Here is a 15,064-nt window from a genome sequence, read left to right on the forward strand (position 1 = left end):
GTTCCTGTGAGTGAGGTCGCTATTAATGGCGACCGTTATTCCAACCCGCACAAAACCCAACCATCGCAAATATCCATATTCCAGCAATCCAAAGCCATTTTAGTTAATAGGAAAAACAGAATTCGCCTGTTAATTTCCCTGAGCCTGTATCGTTACTGATTATTCTCACCAAGGGTTATTACAATGAATTCATTACGGCTATTAGGTCGAATTTTATTATTTACACTATTGGGAATGCTTGTAATTAATTCTGCTAACGCAGAAACGCCGCAAAAAGGCGGTACGCTGACGCTGATTTTGCCAAGCGAACCTTCGGCGCTGGTGGCGCTGGCAACCGTGGCGCAGCCGGTAATTGCTGCCAGCGCCAAGGTCAACGAAGGCCTGCTCACCTACGATTACAACCTCAAGCCGCTGCCGCAGCTGGCGACTTCATGGGAGATCAGCCCGGACGGTAAACGTTATACTTTCCATCTGCGTCAAGGCGTGAAGTGGCATGACGGCCAGCCCTTTACCTCAGCCGATGTGGCGTTCTCGATTGATTTATTGAAGAAAACTCACCCGCGTGCGAAATCGACTTTCGCCAACGTCGCCAGCATCGAAACGCCGGATGCGTTGACCGCCGTGCTGATATTAAGCCATCCCGCGCCCTATTTAATTACCGCTTTTGCGGCCGGTGAAACGCCAATTCTGCCGAAACATATTTATGAAAACAGCGATGTTTTGAAGAATCCCAATAATAATGCACCGATTGGCACCGGGCCTTATATTTTCGAAAAGTGGGAGCGCGGCAGCTATATCCTTTATAAGCGCAACCCGAATTACTGGGATGCACCAAAACCGTATATCGATCAATTGGTAGTGAAGTTCTCGACCGATCCCACCGTGCGATCTCTCGCGCTGCAAACCGGCCAGGCTGATATCGGCTATCGCACGCCGGTGGCGCTCAGCGAGCTGAAGCGTTTGCAGGAAAATCCAAAGCTGGTATTTGAAACCAAAGGGAATAATTACTCCTACAGCGTGGCTTCGATTCACTTCAATCTGGATGATCCGCTGTTCAAAGATTTGCGCGTACGTCAGGCGATTGCGCATGCCATCAACCGCCAAGCGTTGCTCAACGTGGTCTATTTCGGTTATGCCACGCCAACCGAAACGCCGGTCGCGCCAGGCCTGAAAGCTTTCAACAGCAGCAAACCTTCGCCGTATCAGTACGATCTGGCTGCCGCCGATAAACTGCTAGACGAGGCGGGCTACAAGAAAGGCGATGACGGCGTGCGTCTGCGCGTCACGCTCGATTACAACACCTTTGACGATACCTTCCGCCGCAACGCCGAGTTTGTGCGTTCCGCGCTGGCGCGCATCGGTATCGCCGCCACGCTGCGTTCGCAGGACTTGTCGACCTACGCCACGCGCGTCTTTACCCAGCGTGACTTCCAGTTCTCCATCGATCAGTACGCCAATCTCTACGATCCTACCGTCGGCGTGCAGCGTCTTTACTGGTCGAAGAACTACCGTCCGGGCGTGCCCTTTACCAATATCTCCCATTACCAGAATGCTGAGGTTGATCGCCTGCTCGAAGCGGCGCAAACCGAGAATGACAACAGTAAACGTCTGCAAGAGTTCCAGCAGTTCCAGGATATCGTGCAGCATGACGTGCCGGATGTGAATCTCGCCTCGCCGCAGTTCATCACCATCAGCAACAAACGCGTGCACGATCACTCACCTACCGCCGATGGCCTCGAAGGCAATTTATCCAGCGTGTGGGTGGAAAAATGAGCCGCGCCGCTTACCAACCCGCCACCATTGGCATTCTGATGGTGAAAACCGCTTTCCGCCGCTATCAGGGCGATATTGGCAATCCCCAAACCTGGCCGTTCCCGGTGCGTTATCAGGTAGTGGAAGAAGCCATCCCGCAGCGCATGGGACATCTCGGCCAACATCAATTGCTGGAGCCGTTTAAACGCGCGGCGCAGATCCTTATCGATCAAGGCGTTGATGGCTTGACTACCAGCTGCGGCTACTTGTCGTGGTATCAGCAGGAGCTGGCGGCGTGGTCGCCGGTGCCGATTGTCACCAGCAGCCTGTTGCAATATGTCAGCCTGCGGCAGATTTTGCCTGGCGATAAACCGCCGCTGATCCTCACCTTTGATGAGAGCACGCTGAAAGCCGATTACCTGACGCGCGTCGGCATTCCCGCTGATGCGCAGGTTGCTGGCATGCCGCCCGAGTCGGAATTTGTGCGCTCGATTCGCGCCGGTGACAGCAGCGTCAACTGGGAAACACTCGCCGACGAAGTGTTAACGGCGACTGCTGCCGCGCTACAACGCTTCCCCAACAGCGGCGCGCTGCTGCTGGAGTGCACCAATCTGGCGCCGTTTAGCGCCCTGCTGCAACAGCGCTTTGGCTTGCCGGTTTACGACACGCTGACGCTGGTGAACAGTTTCCAGGCCGCGCTGCGCCCGCCGCACTGGGATCGAGGTGCGCAATGGACCCTTTGATGTCGCGCAGCCACGCGGCGGAACAGAAACCGGCGCTGCCGCTGTCGCACACCAGCAAACGCGTGCTGTACGCGCTGCGCAGTGCGCTGATTCAGGCGGTGCCCGCCGCGCTCGGCATTGTGCTGGTGGTGTTCGTGCTGCTGCAACTGGTGCCGGGCGATGTGGTGGATGTGATGGCGAGCCAGTCGGGCAGCGCATCAGCAGAAACCATGGCGTGGCTGCGTGCCGAGTACGGTCTTGATCAGCCGGTGCTGGCGCAGTTCTGGAACTATTTGTGGCATCTGGCGCACTTGAGCCTCGGTTATTCGCCGCGCTTTGGCACCGATGTTACGTCGCTGATTGCCGGCCGCTTGCCCGACACGCTGCTGCTGATGCTGCTGGCGCAAGCGGTGGCGCTGCTGGTCGGCATCGGCTTTGGCGTGATCATGGCGGTGTGGGCCAACAAATGGCCGGATCGCCTGTTAACGCTGGTCAATCTGCTGCTCTATTCGCTGCCGGGATTCTGGATCGGCTTGCTGGTGCTGCTGCTGTTTTCCGTGCAGTTGAACTGGCTCCCCAGCGGCGGCAATCAAACCATTGGCGCGAATTTGTCTGGCGGCGGCGCGCTGCTGGATAAACTGCGCCATGCGGTGTTGCCGGTGCTGGCGCTGAGCAGTTACTTCATCGCTATCTATGCGCGCCTGACGCGCAGCGCCCTGCTCGACATTGCCGATCAGGATTTTATTCGCACCGCGCACGCCAAAGGCTTAGCGCCGTGGCGCATCGTGTCACGTCACATGCTGCGCTGCGCCTTAACGCCGGTGACCACCGTTGCCGGGCTCTACTTTGGCAACCTGCTCGGCGGCGCAGCGGTGATTGAAACTGTGTTCAGCTGGCCGGGATTGGGCAGCCTGGCGATGGAAGCGATCATCGCGCGCGACTTCAACGTGGTGCTGGGTATTTTGCTGTTGTCGGCCTTTATGGTGGTGATCGTTAACGTGCTGGTCGATCTGCTGCAAAGCCTGATCGATCCGCGCATGGAGGGCCGCGCATGAAGAGCTTAGCGTTACATTCCTCACCAGTGCGGCCGCGCTGGCATCGTCTGTTTCGTTCGCTTGAAGCGATGGTCGGCAGCGTGCTGCTGGCCGCCGTGCTGCTGATGGCGTTGCTCGCCGATTGGCTATTCCCCGGCGATCCGCTGGAGATGATCGCGCAGCCTTTTCTCTGGCCCGGCGATGACGCGCAATTCCCGCTCGGCACCGATTCGCTCGGGCGCGACGTGGCCGCCGGGATTTTCCACGGGGCGCGCGTCTCACTGCAAATCGGCGCGACGGCGGTGCTGGTAAGCCTGGTCACCGGCCTGCTTGCCGGAGCCAGCGCCGGCTATTTCGGCGGCAAAACCGACCGCATCGTCACGCGCATCAGCGAGCTGTTTCAAACCTTTCCGGCGTTTCTGCTGGTGGTGGTGTTAGTGGCGATCGGTCATCCCACGGTGAATTACATCGCCTGCGCCATTGGCGTAGCGAGCTGGCCGATGATTGCGCGGCTGGTGCGCGCCGAATGTCGTCTGCTGCGCCATCAGGAGTTTGTACTGGCCGCGCAAACGCTCGGTTATAGCCCGCTGCGGATTCTGCTGCGTGAGCTACTGCCCAATTTGCTGCCGACGCTGATCGTCACACTGTCGGTGATGATGGCGAGCGCCATTCTCACTGAATCCTCGCTGGGTTTTCTCGGCTTCAGCGATCCCAATCGCATCAGTTGGGGCGGCATGATTGGCGATGGTCGACAATCGCTGCAAAACGCCTGGTTCCTCGCGGTGCTGCCCGGTAGCGCACTGGCCGCCACCATTCTGGCGTTGAATCTGCTGGGCGACGCGCTGAATGACTGGCTCAATCCCCGCCGCAAAGGAGCAGCATAATGAGCGCGATTCTCGAGTTCCGTCACTTTAGTGCGCATTTCGGCGATCGCCATGCGGTGCAGGATCTAGATCTCAGCTTGCAGCCCGGCGAAATGCTGGCGCTGGTGGGCGAATCCGGCAGCGGTAAATCGATCACCGCGCTTGCCGCGCTGCGCTTGACGCCTTCAGCCGCCACGCTCGCCGGAGAAATCCGTTATCAGGGTCTGGATTTACTGGCGCAGCCGGAAGCGACGCTGCGCCGTTTGCGTGGCAAATCCATCGCCATGATCTTTCAGGATCCGATGACGTCACTCAATCCGGTGCTAACCGTCGGCCAGCAACTTGCCGAAACCGTGCAGCTGCATCTTGGGCTGCCTGCGCGGGAAGCGCGTCAGCGCGCGATTGCTTTGCTGGAGCAGGTGAATATTCCCCACGCGCTGCAACGTATTGATGATTATCCGCACCATTTTTCCGGCGGGCAGCGCCAGCGTATTATGATTGCCATGGCGATTGCCTGCGAGCCGCAGCTGCTGATTGCCGATGAACCAACCACCGCGCTGGATGCCACAGTGCAAAAACAGATCCTCGAACTGCTGGATCGCCTGCGCCATCAACTCGGCATGAGCGTTCTGTTTATCACCCACGATTTAGGACTGGTGGAGCAATACGCCGATCGCGTGGCCGTGCTGTATCGCGGAATCAAAGTCGAGGAGAGCAGCAAAGCCGCGCTGTTCGCTCAGCCGCAGCATCCTTACACGCGTGGCTTGCTGGCCGCCTCGCTGCACGCTGGCGAAACGCCGCATTATCGCCAGCGACGCTTGACGGAGATCGTGCATCATCCGGATGGACCGCCGCGCCTGATGACGCCGGAGGCGTTAGCGCTGCCGGAGATTGATGCGCAATCTGCCCCGCTGCTGTCGCTGGATCAGCTGCATTTTCGTTATCCCGCGATGCCGCCGGGCAGCGCCTCGGTACGCGGTGTGTCGCTGCATATCCGACAAGGTGAAACGCTTGGATTGGTAGGCGAATCGGGCTGCGGGAAATCCACGCTATCGCGCCTGATCCTCGGCCTGCTGAAACCCGACGGCGGCGAGATTCAGTTTGCCGGGCAGCGCATCGATCACCTGCGCAACGGCCAGCGCGCGCTGCTGCGTCCGCGTATCCAGATGATTTTTCAGGATCCGTTTTCGTCGCTTAATCCACGTCACTCGGTGGAGGAGATTTTGCGCACGCCGCTGCGTTTACACGGACGCGGATCACGTGCTGAGCAGCAGCGCGCGGTGCGTGACATCCTTGATCAGGTGGGTTTGCCGGAGCATGCGTTGCAACGCTATCCGCACGAGTTTTCCGGCGGCCAGCGCCAGCGCATCGGCATTGCGCGCGCGCTGATTCTCGATCCTGATTTGCTGATTTGTGATGAGCCGGTGTCGGCGCTGGATGTGTCGGTGCAGGCGCAGATCCTCAATTTGCTGGTGAGCCTGAAGCAGCAGCGCAATCTTTCGCTGCTGTTTATCTCGCACGATCTGGCGGTGGTGCGTTACATCGCCGACCGCGTGATGGTGATGTATCAGGGCGAGATGGTGGAGCAAGGCGATCATCAGCAGATTTGGCAGCGCCCGGTGCATGCGTATACCCAACAGTTGCTGGCGTCGGTGCGTAAGCCTGCGGTTCAGTCGCTGATGACGGGAACGGGTTAACTTTGCGGTCACTATAAATGGCGACCATCATCCCAGAAGGAAATCCAGCAAATACAAAGCGCGTTTGATTTGATAGGATTTTGGCCCGAATTTGCGAAATAAGGTGGCGGGTCATGCCCCAAAAAAAGGCGACGCTGATTGGCATGCTGGCCATTCTGCTGTGGAGCGCGATTGTAGGACTGATTAAAAATGTCAGCGAAGGATTCGGCGCGGTAGGCGGCGCGGCGCTTATCTACAGCGCCAGCGCTATTTTGCTGATTTTCACCGTAGGCTTGCCAAAGTTGCGCACTTTTCCGCGCAGTTATTTGATTATCGGCAGCGTGCTGTTCGTCTGTTATGAACTCTGCCTGTCACTCTCATTAGGCTTTACCCACAGCGGTCGCCAGGCGATTGAAGTTGGCATGGTCAATTATCTGTGGCCAAGTTTAACCATTGTTTTCGCAGTGATAGTGAATCGACAAAAAACCCATCCGCTGATTATTCCGGGTTTGTTGCTGGCGGTTGCCGGCATTTGTCGCGTATTGGGCGGCGACCAAGGTTTTTCATTCAGCGAAATCACCCATAACGTGATGGATAATCCGTTGAGTTACGGCCTGGCGTTGAGCGGCGCGGTTATCTGGGCGGTGTACTGTGTGGTAACCAAAAAAATTGCTGACGGCAACAATGGGATAACGCTGTTCTTTATCCTGACTGCGCTGACGCTGTGGCTGAAGTTTTTGCTCTCACCCCAGCCGCCGTTTGTGTTATCACCTGAAGTTTGTATCAGTCTGGCGCTTGCTGCGATGGCGATGGGTTTTGGCTATGCCGCATGGAATGTCGGCATTCTGCATGGCAACGTGACCATTTTGGCCGCCGCGTCTTACTTCATTCCGATTATCTCTTCGATTCTCGCCGCCTTTATTCTGCGCTCGCATCTGACCGTCGCCTTCTGGCAGGGCACCGCGATGGTCAGCCTTGGATCGCTGATGTGCTGGTGGTCAACGCGGGTGCAGCAAGCATAATGCTTATCCTGAGAACAAAATTAACTCGTTGATCATTTCCTGCACAGATCGCGATGTGTTGCTACTATAGCGACGCAACACACAGCAATGCGTTGCTACGAGAATTTCAGATTGGTAACCTTTACCTGGCCCGCGCTTAGCGGGCTTTTTTTTGCCGGTTATAAATAACGCGGCTTTTCGGTGCGGAAGCCGAGGCCAATCAAGCGGCCAAACAGATGGCGCAGGAACGGAAAGCGGCTGATGATCTGCGGCACTTTGCTTGGTGTGCTGCGTTTACGCTTGTTGCTGCTCATTTTGATTTGCAGGAATTGGGTGGCGACGGTTGGGAACTGGCGGCGCTGCTGCACTTTTTGCAGATCGTGCAAGGCTACATTGCCCTGCTGCAGCGGTTTGGTCAGCATATTGGCTGCGGCCACCGCATCCTGAATCGCCAGATTAACCCCCACGCCGCCAATCGGCGACATGGCATGCGCAGCATCACCGATACAGAGCACGCCAGGTTTCATCCAGCGATCGAGGCGGTCAATGCGAATCGACAGCAGCTTAAGTTTGTCCCACTCATCAACTTCCGCCATGCGCTCTGCACTGAACGGAGCCACCTGCGCCATGGTGCTTTTTAGCGCGTCCAATCCCGCCAGCTTTAACTCGTCGAACTGATTTTTCTGAATGGTGTAGCCGCACTGCCAGTAATCACCACGATCGATAACGATAAAGTTTTGCTTTGGACCTTTATGACCCATGCCGAGTTGCGGATCGTCGGGATGTTTCTCAAGCCGAAACCACAATACATCGCGTGGCGCACCAAAGCTTTTTCCGGTTAATCCGGCTTTGGCTTTGACCTGCGAATTGCGGCCATCTGCACCTATCACTAAAGCGGTGCGAATGATGTGAAGCTCGTTACCCTGTAACGTTTTTACGCCACTGATTACGCCATTTTCATAAATAAAGTCATTAAATGCGGTGGATTGCAGCAGGGTAAACCCCGGAAATTTGGCGGCTTTTTTAGCGAGAAAATTGAGGAAATCCCATTGCGGCATAAAGGCGATAAAGCGGCACTCAACCGGTAGACGTGAGAAATCGGCCATGGTGATCTCTTCACCCGCTACTTCCGCCTGCAGCTTCTCCGCGCGCTGGTGCGGCAAGGTGAGCAGCTCATCGAGCAATCCCAGCTGGCGCATGACCTCCAGCGTTGAGGGATGAATGGTGTCGCCACGAAAATCGCGCAGGAAGTCGGGGTGTTTTTCAATAACCACGGCGCGTAAGCCCGCGCGCGCCAGTAAATAGCCCAGCATTAATCCCGCCGGGCCGCCGCCAACGATACAACAATCCGCGCTTATCGCGTTTTCCTGTGCTACCTGCATCCTCTGCCTCACGCCAAAAATGATAATCGTTATCATTTATAGCATAACCTGGCGTTAATGCGATGAAACGAACGTCGATGCCTGATGCGCCGGCGGCACGGCAAAGTTACGCTGCATGCGTTTGATCTCTTCGGCCGGCGGTGAACCGAACAGGCGTTTGAACTCACGATTAAACTGCGAGGCGCTTTCATAGCCCACTGCGTGACAGGCCGCAGCCGCCGTCATCTCCTGACGCACCATCAACATGCGCGCCTGATGCAATCGCACCGACTTCACGTACTGCATCGGCGGCTGATTGGTGATGCTTTTGAAATGGGTGTGAAAAGTGGGCACGCTCATGCCCGCCAGCGACGCGAGTTGTCCCAGCGTTAGCGGCAGCGCAAAGTGCGCGTGAATGTGGCTCAGCGCTTTGCCCACTTTGCCAAATTGGCCTTGCAAGGTTAACGCCGCTCGCAGCGCGCTGCCCTGCGCACCGGTCAGCACGCGGTAATAGAGTTCACGCACCAGCGCTGGGCCTAGCATCTTCGCATCCAGCGGATGATTTAGCGTTGTGAGAAAGCGCAACACCGTCTCGCGCAACGTCTGGTCCATGGGGCTCGACATCATGCTCTGCGCCGCCTGGCTCTCAAGGGCCACATCTTGCTGCTCCAGCTGCAACAGCAACTCCGTCGCCACGCTGAAATCGAGATGCAGGTAAATCGCCAGCAGCGGATGTTCCGCCGATGCCGCGGTTTCCATGGTAAAAGGCACCGGTACCGAAACCGCCAGATAGTGCTGCTCATCGTAGAGATAAACCTGATCACCAAAGAAGCCGCGTTTCGATCCCTGACAAACAATCACGATGCCCGGGTCGTACAGCACCGGCGTACGCGCCAGCGGCCGATCGGAACGCAGGATACGCACGTCCGGCAGCGCGGTGAGGTTGTAACCTTCCTGCGGCGCTAACGTTTTAAGCCGTTCTACCGTTTTCTGCTGGAGCGTTTCTTTCATCGGATAACATCACATTCATAATATTAGGCAAGCATTACACAAAATAAGGCCTTATGGCCGTTTCAGCGCCAGAATATTATGCATCCTCTACTTTTTGAGGAGAAACCGCAAATGTCCAACGTTAAAACATTATTCATCACTGGCGTCAGCAGCGGATTTGGCCGCGCGCTGGCGCAGGTTGCGCTAAATCGTGGCTATCGCGTGGTCGGTACGGTGCGCAATGCTACGGCAAAAGCCGAGTTTGAAAATTTGCATACGGAAAATGCCTTCGCCTATGAATTGGATGTTACCCATTTCGCCGCCATTGAGGCGGTAATTGCCGATGTTGAAACCCGCGTTGGCCCAATTGATGTGCTGGTGAACAACGCCGGTTACGGTCACGAAGGCGTGATGGAGGAATCATCACTGGACGAGATGCGCCGCCAGTTTGACGTCAACGTGTTTGGCGCGGTGGCGATGATTAAAGCGCTGCTGCCCTTTATGCGCCAGCGCCGTCAGGGCCACATTCTCAACATCACCTCGATGGGCGGTTTTATCACCCTGCCTGGCATCAGCTATTACTGCGGCAGCAAGTTTGCGCTGGAAGGGATTTCGGAAACCCTGAGCAAAGAGCTGGCGCCGTTCAATATTCATGTGACCGCCGTCGCACCCGGATCGTTTCGCACCGATTGGGCCGGGCGTTCGATGGTGCGCAGCGCACGCAGCATCGCCGATTATGATGCGCTGTTCGATCCGATTCGGCAGGCGCGTGAAGAGAAAAATGGCAAACAGTTGGGCGATCCGTTTAAAGCCGCCAGCGCGATGCTCGATGTGATCGAAAGCGGCAATCCACCCGCGCATCTGTTGCTGGGCAGCGATGCTTTGGCATTGGTGCGGCAGAAGATGGAATCATTCAGCGCGGAGATTGATCGCTGGGAAGCACTGACGCGATCGACGGATGGCTGATGGAATAATTGCGGTGATATTCAGGTGCGCATGAATGCGCACCCTATAAAATCTCGCCACGCTGACATTCATGGCGACCGATTTACCCTCAACTGACAGGCATTATTGCAGCACTTCCAACCCCTTTCGCTCGATAAGATTGAGCAATCGCAGTGCTGCTCCGTTAGGTTTTTTCTCTTCTCGTTCCCACTTCACTACCGTCCCCACTGACATGCCGACGTAGGCGGCCAGCATCGCCTGGCTCAGATTATAACGTTGACGTAACTGATTTATTTCATCTCCCGACATCATGTGCAGGACAGGTAGCGAAGCGCGCAATTCACGCAATCTCACACGAGAATCAATTTTTTCTTTTAGCTCATCGGTGACCACGCCAATTTCATTAAAATCCTTGGCGATCTCTTGTAAATCTTTCAGATGATTAACCATCACATTTTACCTCACGCATCTTGCCAGTATTGATGGCTACTTTTGCTTGTTCTGATGTCATTTCAAACAGTTGTTTGGCCACTTCCTTGTAGAGAGCGAGATCAGATTCAGATATCTCTCGACCACTACTTTTGAATGCGGATTTAGCATAGCCGTTGACGAAAAAAAGATGTTTTTCAGTTTTGAAGGCTACAACCGCCCGGGCCCCGCCACTTTTTCCAGCAACTAAAGGAATGCGCTTCTTGTAAACTCCCCCGCCGAAACTGGCTTCATAAATCCCTGCCATGACTTCCAGCGCCGCTTTGCATAATTTTGCACTATCGATAGCGTCACCTTTGGTGTTTCTATCGAATGGCTTTAAGACATAAATTGCCATGTGTTCCCTCCGTTCTTAATGAGGACTCTCCTTGTCCTGGCATGAAAACCTATTGTACTAAGTGCAATACATATACTCAAGAACAGCCTTCATCATTGAGCATCGTATGAAATACATTCAGCCTCCCTGACCTGTTCCTTAAGTGATTGTTAACAATAAATTAGCACTTTTAGCCAAATGACTAGGCAACTGATTCGCCATATTCCTGTACATATTAATTAAACTTGTATAAGTTTGATGGCTAAAGTTATACGTCAACCTTGAGGATGGAACCATGCGTCAGGATCGTAACTTTTCCACAGCGTCGGAAGCTATTGCACGCTACTTCAAAGAAGCCTCTTTGCCTTCGCAGCAGGAAACGCTGGGGCAGATTGTGGTTGAAATCTTACGTTCAGGACGGACGTTAAGCCGTAAAACACTATGCACCAAGCTGCTGTGCCGTATGGAGCAAGCACGCGGTACTGAAGCGGAAATTCACTATCAGCAATTAATCGGCCTGATGTTTTCCGTAGAACGAGAAGCCTAAATCAGGCGCCGCTGGCCTGAGAATTAACCAAGTGGTTTCCGCCTCATTCAGCTACTGGTTAGACTGAATCCACTTCGTTATTTGCCGCAGGTCTGCCGCGGTAATCAGAGAGAATATATGTACAGAAGTGATGAAGAACGGCTCACCGACATCATCATGGGCGATGCGATTTTACAGTTGCTGAAAAAATCCGGCCCGGTTTCTACTCGCGCGCTGCTTGATAAATTGCGCGTGATGGCTTCGATTGAACGCGATCCGCCGCGCCAGCAAGCGCTGAGCCGTGCGATGTCGGAAGTGATGAATCATATCGAAACCCCGCAGCAGAGCGGAATAGCGATCAAAAACACCGATAACGTGACGCATATTTTCCGCAATCGTGACGGTTCAGGTAATGGAACCAAGCACTAAACGTTGGGCGAATGCTGGTTGATCCGCGTTCGCCCTTTTGTTTTTCAATGTAAACACATCACGCTTGTTTTCTTCGCGCGCCACCCTGGACCGGAAGGATCGCCTTTCGCCGAGAGCAGCCTGCTGACTCAGCTTATTCCTGAAATGCAGATGGATGCATTGCAAGATCGGATATTGGTGAAGCGTTATCCTAATAAACTTACACCAACTCAATACCAAAACGCTTGAGCAGCGTGGCCCAAAGCAGAAATAGCAAGATGGTGAGCACGCAACTCGCGAACAACGTCGGCCAGAATCCGAGGCGTTGATAAAGAAATGGAAAGGCGACAAACATCGGCAAGGTCGGCACCACATACCAGAAGGTGTACCACGCGTGACTGGCAATCTTGGCCTGACTTTGGCCTTCCAGCTTCATCCAGATCAGCACCAGCACCGTAACCAAAGGCAGTGCGGCAATCAGCCCGCCAAGGCGATCGCTACGCTTAGCCACTTCAGATATCAGCACCACCATGCCAGCGGTTATGGCGTATTTGGCGATGAGCCATAGCATCCGATTCTCCTTCCTGCTGAAGGCGATTAATGCCGAATCGCACATCCGCACTGCGACATTTCGCCCGGCACATGTTTGCCGTGATGTGAATGGCGCACCTGCAATTCGCCCTGCTGCCAGGCGTTACTGGTATCGGCACGGTTTTCCAGTAAACGATTCAGCGCTTCGGCCACCAGCAAATCCCGTCGCTGCGCCCAACTGGTGAGATGCCAGGTTGACGCGCGCGCCTCATCGACATCATCAAAACCCACCACCGCAACATGTGCGCCTTGCGCGAAGTCGCGCACCGCTTGTAACGCGCCAAATGCCACCACATCGCTTTCGCAAAACAGCGCATTGATGCGCTCGGCAGCGCGCGTTTTCTTCAAGTACGCCATCATTGCCTGATAAGCCAGTTCGCGATCGTTGCCACCGGCAGAGAGCTCGATATTCAGTTCTTTCTGTTCAGCTTGCAGGCTAGCGACAAAACCGTCCATCTGGCGCGCGGGCGCGCTATTTTCCTGACTGTGCATAAAGCCGAAACGTTGATGACCTTGCGACAGCAGCAGCAATCCCATCTCTTCGCCTGCATCATAACCATCCGCAATCACAACGTTAGCATCCGCGCTGGCGCTGTGGATGAGATGAACCGTTGCCGTCTGCGGCAGAATCTCGGCCGACACACTCAATTCATCGCTAAACAGCGAAGTCAGAAAAACCAAGCCGCCGACAGGAAGTTGCGCCGCATTACGCAGCGCGCTTTGAAAACTTTCGCGGGAATTCGCATTCAGCAGCAGCGTAATAAAACCACGCTCATTCAACTGGCGAGTGACTTCATTAAGCAGCTTTACGGTGTGGGGGTTGATGAACTCATCGCTGACAATGCCGACGATATTAGAATTAACGGCCATGAAATGACTCTCCTGCAACTTAGCGTGCGGTAATTATTGTAGGTAACAAAGTTAAGCATTCCACGTTACCCGAATAATCCGCGAGCGCCAATCGCTGGCCGTTGTTCCTAAGATGAATTTGTTAACGACGCGTCAGCGCCAGGCGCACGCCTAAACCGATAAAGGTGATGCCCACCACACGATCAAGCAATTTCTGCAACATCACATTGCGCGACACCGCGCTAGCCGCGCTGCCAGCAACCAGAGCAAATATCACGTCAGTCATTAAACCCACAACCGCATACGTCAGGCCGAGCAACAGAAACGAGCTGGCATGATGATCGCCATCAACTACCACGAATTGTGGAAAGAAGGAGATGAAAAACAGCAATACTTTTGGATTGGTAATCGATGTAATAAAACCGCGAATTAATAAGCTGCGCGTATTAGAGCGTGGAATTTCAGCCTGCGGTGTTTTCTCTTCTTCACGGCTAAAAAAGGTTCCCCATACCATCTTACTGCCCAGATAAATTAAATACGCCGCACCGATATATTTAATCACCGTAAATAACAGTGGCGAAGCGGTAATTAGCGCCGTCAAACCGACGGCGCTGGCAATGGCATGCGTGCAACTTCCTAGCGCTACGCCACTCGCTGATATCACACCGCTACGTCGTCCATTCGCTACGCTTTGTCCTACGACATAAGCTAAATCCGGTCCCGGTGTAATACACAGCAGAAATACGGATGCGAGAAAAAGCGGAAAGTGCGTGATATCCAGCATAGTGACTCCTTGTAAAGGGTGAATAATTCCAGCACCTATCGTAGCGGCGCAATTAATTGCACACAATAGAAGTAAGAGACACACAATGATTAAAAAAATAGCGCAATAAATCGCGTAAGGCCGATCAATTAAGTACCGCATCAAATCACCGTACATTTTGTAGCGGCGCGAATTACCGCGCAATAAATTGCGCCGCTACGGTTCACTGCAGTTGCAAATACTCAACTACGCCTCCAGCAAAATCGCGAATCCACCATAGATCATACGCTTACCATCGAACGGCATATTCTCGCCCATCTCTTTCATACGCGGATCGGACATCATTTTGGCATTGGCGGCGTCACGTACTTCCTGCGATGGGTATTCGATCCAGCTGAACACCACCGTTTCGCCCTCTTCGGCTTTTACCGCGCGATAAAAATCGGTCTGCGTGCCTTCGGGAACATCGTCTGCCCAGCACTCGACAACACGCGTGGCGCCAAACTCTTTAAACAGCGGTGCGGCTTTAGCCGCCATGGCACGATAATCCTCCTTATTAGCTTCCGGCACCGCTACGACAAAACCATCAACATACGACATAGCTCGTTACTCCGTCGTCATTTGCGCGGTCAGTAATAACCGCCCATTCATTGTATGAATAACGCGCAACAAGAGCCGAAACAGAGATGAAAATTTGCGCGCTTACTCGCAGATTCTGCGCGCGCCAGACGATTTACGTTACACTGACGCCTTTGATCGTTACGTCACCGAGAAATCT

17 protein-coding genes are annotated in these 15,064 nt (G+C 54.5%); 9 read left to right on the forward strand and 8 right to left on the reverse strand.

All coding sequences use genetic code 11. From position 1 onward, the window contains the following. Positions 1 to 234 precede the first annotated feature (234 nt). The 6 genes from AAF463_RS21965 to yddG all read left to right on the forward strand — a co-directional run bounded on the left by AAF463_RS21965 (position 235) and on the right by yddG (position 7,069). Complete coding sequence (locus tag AAF463_RS21965) at positions 235 to 1,773, forward strand: ABC transporter substrate-binding protein (RefSeq protein ID WP_350262083.1); 1,539 nt, start codon at positions 235 to 237, stop codon at positions 1,771 to 1,773. Further along, positions 1,770 to 2,495, forward strand: a complete 726-nt coding sequence (locus AAF463_RS21970) for an aspartate/glutamate racemase family protein (protein WP_210080394.1) — start codon at positions 1,770 to 1,772, stop codon at positions 2,493 to 2,495. The genes AAF463_RS21965 and AAF463_RS21970 overlap by 4 nt, the downstream gene beginning before the upstream one ends. Beyond that, positions 2,495 to 3,529, forward strand: a complete 1,035-nt coding sequence (locus tag AAF463_RS21975; RefSeq protein WP_336768263.1) for an ABC transporter permease — start codon at positions 2,495 to 2,497, stop codon at positions 3,527 to 3,529. Before AAF463_RS21970 ends, AAF463_RS21975 begins: the two co-directional genes overlap by 1 nt. Continuing rightward, positions 3,526 to 4,392 carry an ABC transporter permease gene (locus AAF463_RS21980; RefSeq protein WP_350262084.1) on the forward strand — a complete coding sequence of 289 codons (867 nt, stop codon included), beginning with the start codon at positions 3,526 to 3,528 and terminating at the stop codon, positions 4,390 to 4,392. Before AAF463_RS21975 ends, AAF463_RS21980 begins: the two co-directional genes overlap by 4 nt. Then, positions 4,392 to 6,068: an ABC transporter ATP-binding protein gene (locus AAF463_RS21985; RefSeq protein WP_350262085.1), complete on the forward strand. Its 1,677-nt coding sequence runs from the start codon at positions 4,392 to 4,394 to the stop codon at positions 6,066 to 6,068. The genes AAF463_RS21980 and AAF463_RS21985 overlap by 1 nt, the downstream gene beginning before the upstream one ends. A 113-nt stretch (positions 6,069 to 6,181) precedes the next feature. Continuing rightward, on the forward strand, positions 6,182 to 7,069 hold the full coding sequence (yddG, locus tag AAF463_RS21990) for an aromatic amino acid DMT transporter YddG (protein WP_350262086.1): 888 nt from the start codon (positions 6,182 to 6,184) through the stop codon (positions 7,067 to 7,069). A 158-nt stretch (positions 7,070 to 7,227) separates the two neighbouring features. Here yddG and AAF463_RS21995 read toward each other — a convergent pair whose 3' ends face one another. Beyond that, complete coding sequence (locus AAF463_RS21995) at positions 7,228 to 8,430, reverse strand: FAD-dependent oxidoreductase (protein WP_350262087.1); 1,203 nt, start codon at positions 8,428 to 8,430, stop codon at positions 7,228 to 7,230. A gap of 54 nt (positions 8,431 to 8,484) precedes the next feature. Further along, the gene (locus AAF463_RS22000) at positions 8,485 to 9,420 is read right to left on the reverse strand and encodes an AraC family transcriptional regulator (RefSeq protein ID WP_350262088.1); all 936 of its coding nucleotides are present in this window, start codon (positions 9,418 to 9,420) and stop codon (positions 8,485 to 8,487) included. 111 nt (positions 9,421 to 9,531) lie between these two features. Between AAF463_RS22000 and AAF463_RS22005 the strand changes: the two genes are divergently transcribed. Then, on the forward strand, positions 9,532 to 10,365 hold the full coding sequence (locus AAF463_RS22005; RefSeq protein WP_350262089.1) for an oxidoreductase: 834 nt from the start codon (positions 9,532 to 9,534) through the stop codon (positions 10,363 to 10,365). Between the two features lie 102 nt (positions 10,366 to 10,467). Here the strand turns inward: AAF463_RS22005 and AAF463_RS22010 are convergent, their stop codons facing one another. Then, positions 10,468 to 10,794, reverse strand: coding sequence for a helix-turn-helix domain-containing protein (locus AAF463_RS22010; RefSeq protein WP_101761582.1), 327 nt, complete (start codon positions 10,792 to 10,794; stop codon positions 10,468 to 10,470). Further along, positions 10,787 to 11,170, reverse strand: coding sequence for a type II toxin-antitoxin system RelE/ParE family toxin (locus tag AAF463_RS22015; RefSeq protein WP_271460482.1), 384 nt, complete (start codon positions 11,168 to 11,170; stop codon positions 10,787 to 10,789). The genes AAF463_RS22010 and AAF463_RS22015 overlap by 8 nt, the downstream gene beginning before the upstream one ends. A 274-nt stretch (positions 11,171 to 11,444) precedes the next feature. Between AAF463_RS22015 and ycgZ the strand changes: the two genes are divergently transcribed. Next, positions 11,445 to 11,696 (forward strand): regulatory protein YcgZ, encoded by a 252-nt coding sequence (gene ycgZ / locus AAF463_RS22020; RefSeq protein WP_110866812.1) that lies wholly within the window; start codon positions 11,445 to 11,447, stop codon positions 11,694 to 11,696. A gap of 117 nt (positions 11,697 to 11,813) precedes the next feature. Beyond that, positions 11,814 to 12,104: a hypothetical protein gene (locus AAF463_RS22025; protein ID WP_101761585.1), complete on the forward strand. Its 291-nt coding sequence runs from the start codon at positions 11,814 to 11,816 to the stop codon at positions 12,102 to 12,104. Positions 12,105 to 12,303: 199 nt separating this feature from the next. On the opposite strand, the gene AAF463_RS22030 is transcribed toward AAF463_RS22025, so the two are convergent. From AAF463_RS22030 to AAF463_RS22045, 4 genes are all read right to left on the reverse strand, one after another. Next, a complete protein-coding gene (locus tag AAF463_RS22030; protein WP_210080402.1) occupies positions 12,304 to 12,654 on the reverse strand; it encodes a DUF3147 family protein in 351 nt (116 codons plus the stop codon). A gap of 26 nt (positions 12,655 to 12,680) precedes the next feature. Further along, positions 12,681 to 13,544, reverse strand: a complete 864-nt coding sequence (locus AAF463_RS22035) for a substrate-binding domain-containing protein (protein ID WP_350262091.1) — start codon at positions 13,542 to 13,544, stop codon at positions 12,681 to 12,683. A gap of 121 nt (positions 13,545 to 13,665) precedes the next feature. Continuing rightward, entirely contained in the window at positions 13,666 to 14,307 is a 642-nt protein-coding gene (locus AAF463_RS22040; RefSeq protein ID WP_101761587.1) for a LysE family translocator, read from the reverse strand. 225 nt (positions 14,308 to 14,532) lie between these two features. Then, complete coding sequence (locus tag AAF463_RS22045; protein ID WP_192234707.1) at positions 14,533 to 14,886, reverse strand: DUF1428 domain-containing protein; 354 nt, start codon at positions 14,884 to 14,886, stop codon at positions 14,533 to 14,535. Positions 14,887 to 15,064: the final 178 nt, after the last annotated feature.

Origin of the sequence: Pantoea sp. BJ2 (genome assembly GCF_040255075.1) — a bacterium.
Classification (GTDB): Bacteria; Pseudomonadota; Gammaproteobacteria; order Enterobacterales; family Enterobacteriaceae; genus Pantoea; species Pantoea leporis.

Coding starts and splice junctions, on each gene's coding strand:
- AAF463_RS21995 (WP_350262087.1), bottom strand. CDS start 8,430: ATGCAGGTAGCACAGGAAAACGCGATAAGCGCGGATTGTTGTATCGTT.
- AAF463_RS22025 (WP_101761585.1), top strand. CDS start 11,814: ATGTACAGAAGTGATGAAGAACGGCTCACCGACATCATCATGGGCGAT.
- ycgZ (WP_110866812.1), top strand. CDS start 11,445: ATGCGTCAGGATCGTAACTTTTCCACAGCGTCGGAAGCTATTGCACGC.
- AAF463_RS21980 (WP_350262084.1), top strand. CDS start 3,526: ATGAAGAGCTTAGCGTTACATTCCTCACCAGTGCGGCCGCGCTGGCAT.
- AAF463_RS21970 (WP_210080394.1), top strand. CDS start 1,770: ATGAGCCGCGCCGCTTACCAACCCGCCACCATTGGCATTCTGATGGTG.
- AAF463_RS21975 (WP_336768263.1), top strand. CDS start 2,495: ATGTCGCGCAGCCACGCGGCGGAACAGAAACCGGCGCTGCCGCTGTCG.
- AAF463_RS21965 (WP_350262083.1), top strand. CDS start 235: ATGCTTGTAATTAATTCTGCTAACGCAGAAACGCCGCAAAAAGGCGGT.
- yddG (WP_350262086.1), top strand. CDS start 6,182: ATGCCCCAAAAAAAGGCGACGCTGATTGGCATGCTGGCCATTCTGCTG.
- AAF463_RS22005 (WP_350262089.1), top strand. CDS start 9,532: ATGTCCAACGTTAAAACATTATTCATCACTGGCGTCAGCAGCGGATTT.
- AAF463_RS21985 (WP_350262085.1), top strand. CDS start 4,392: ATGAGCGCGATTCTCGAGTTCCGTCACTTTAGTGCGCATTTCGGCGAT.
- AAF463_RS22045 (WP_192234707.1), bottom strand. CDS start 14,886: ATGTCGTATGTTGATGGTTTTGTCGTAGCGGTGCCGGAAGCTAATAAG.
- AAF463_RS22030 (WP_210080402.1), bottom strand. CDS start 12,654: ATGCTATGGCTCATCGCCAAATACGCCATAACCGCTGGCATGGTGGTG.
- AAF463_RS22035 (WP_350262091.1), bottom strand. CDS start 13,544: ATGGCCGTTAATTCTAATATCGTCGGCATTGTCAGCGATGAGTTCATC.
- AAF463_RS22015 (WP_271460482.1), bottom strand. CDS start 11,170: ATGGCAATTTATGTCTTAAAGCCATTCGATAGAAACACCAAAGGTGAC.
- AAF463_RS22040 (WP_101761587.1), bottom strand. CDS start 14,307: ATGCTGGATATCACGCACTTTCCGCTTTTTCTCGCATCCGTATTTCTG.
- AAF463_RS22000 (WP_350262088.1), bottom strand. CDS start 9,420: ATGAAAGAAACGCTCCAGCAGAAAACGGTAGAACGGCTTAAAACGTTA.
- AAF463_RS22010 (WP_101761582.1), bottom strand. CDS start 10,794: ATGGTTAATCATCTGAAAGATTTACAAGAGATCGCCAAGGATTTTAAT.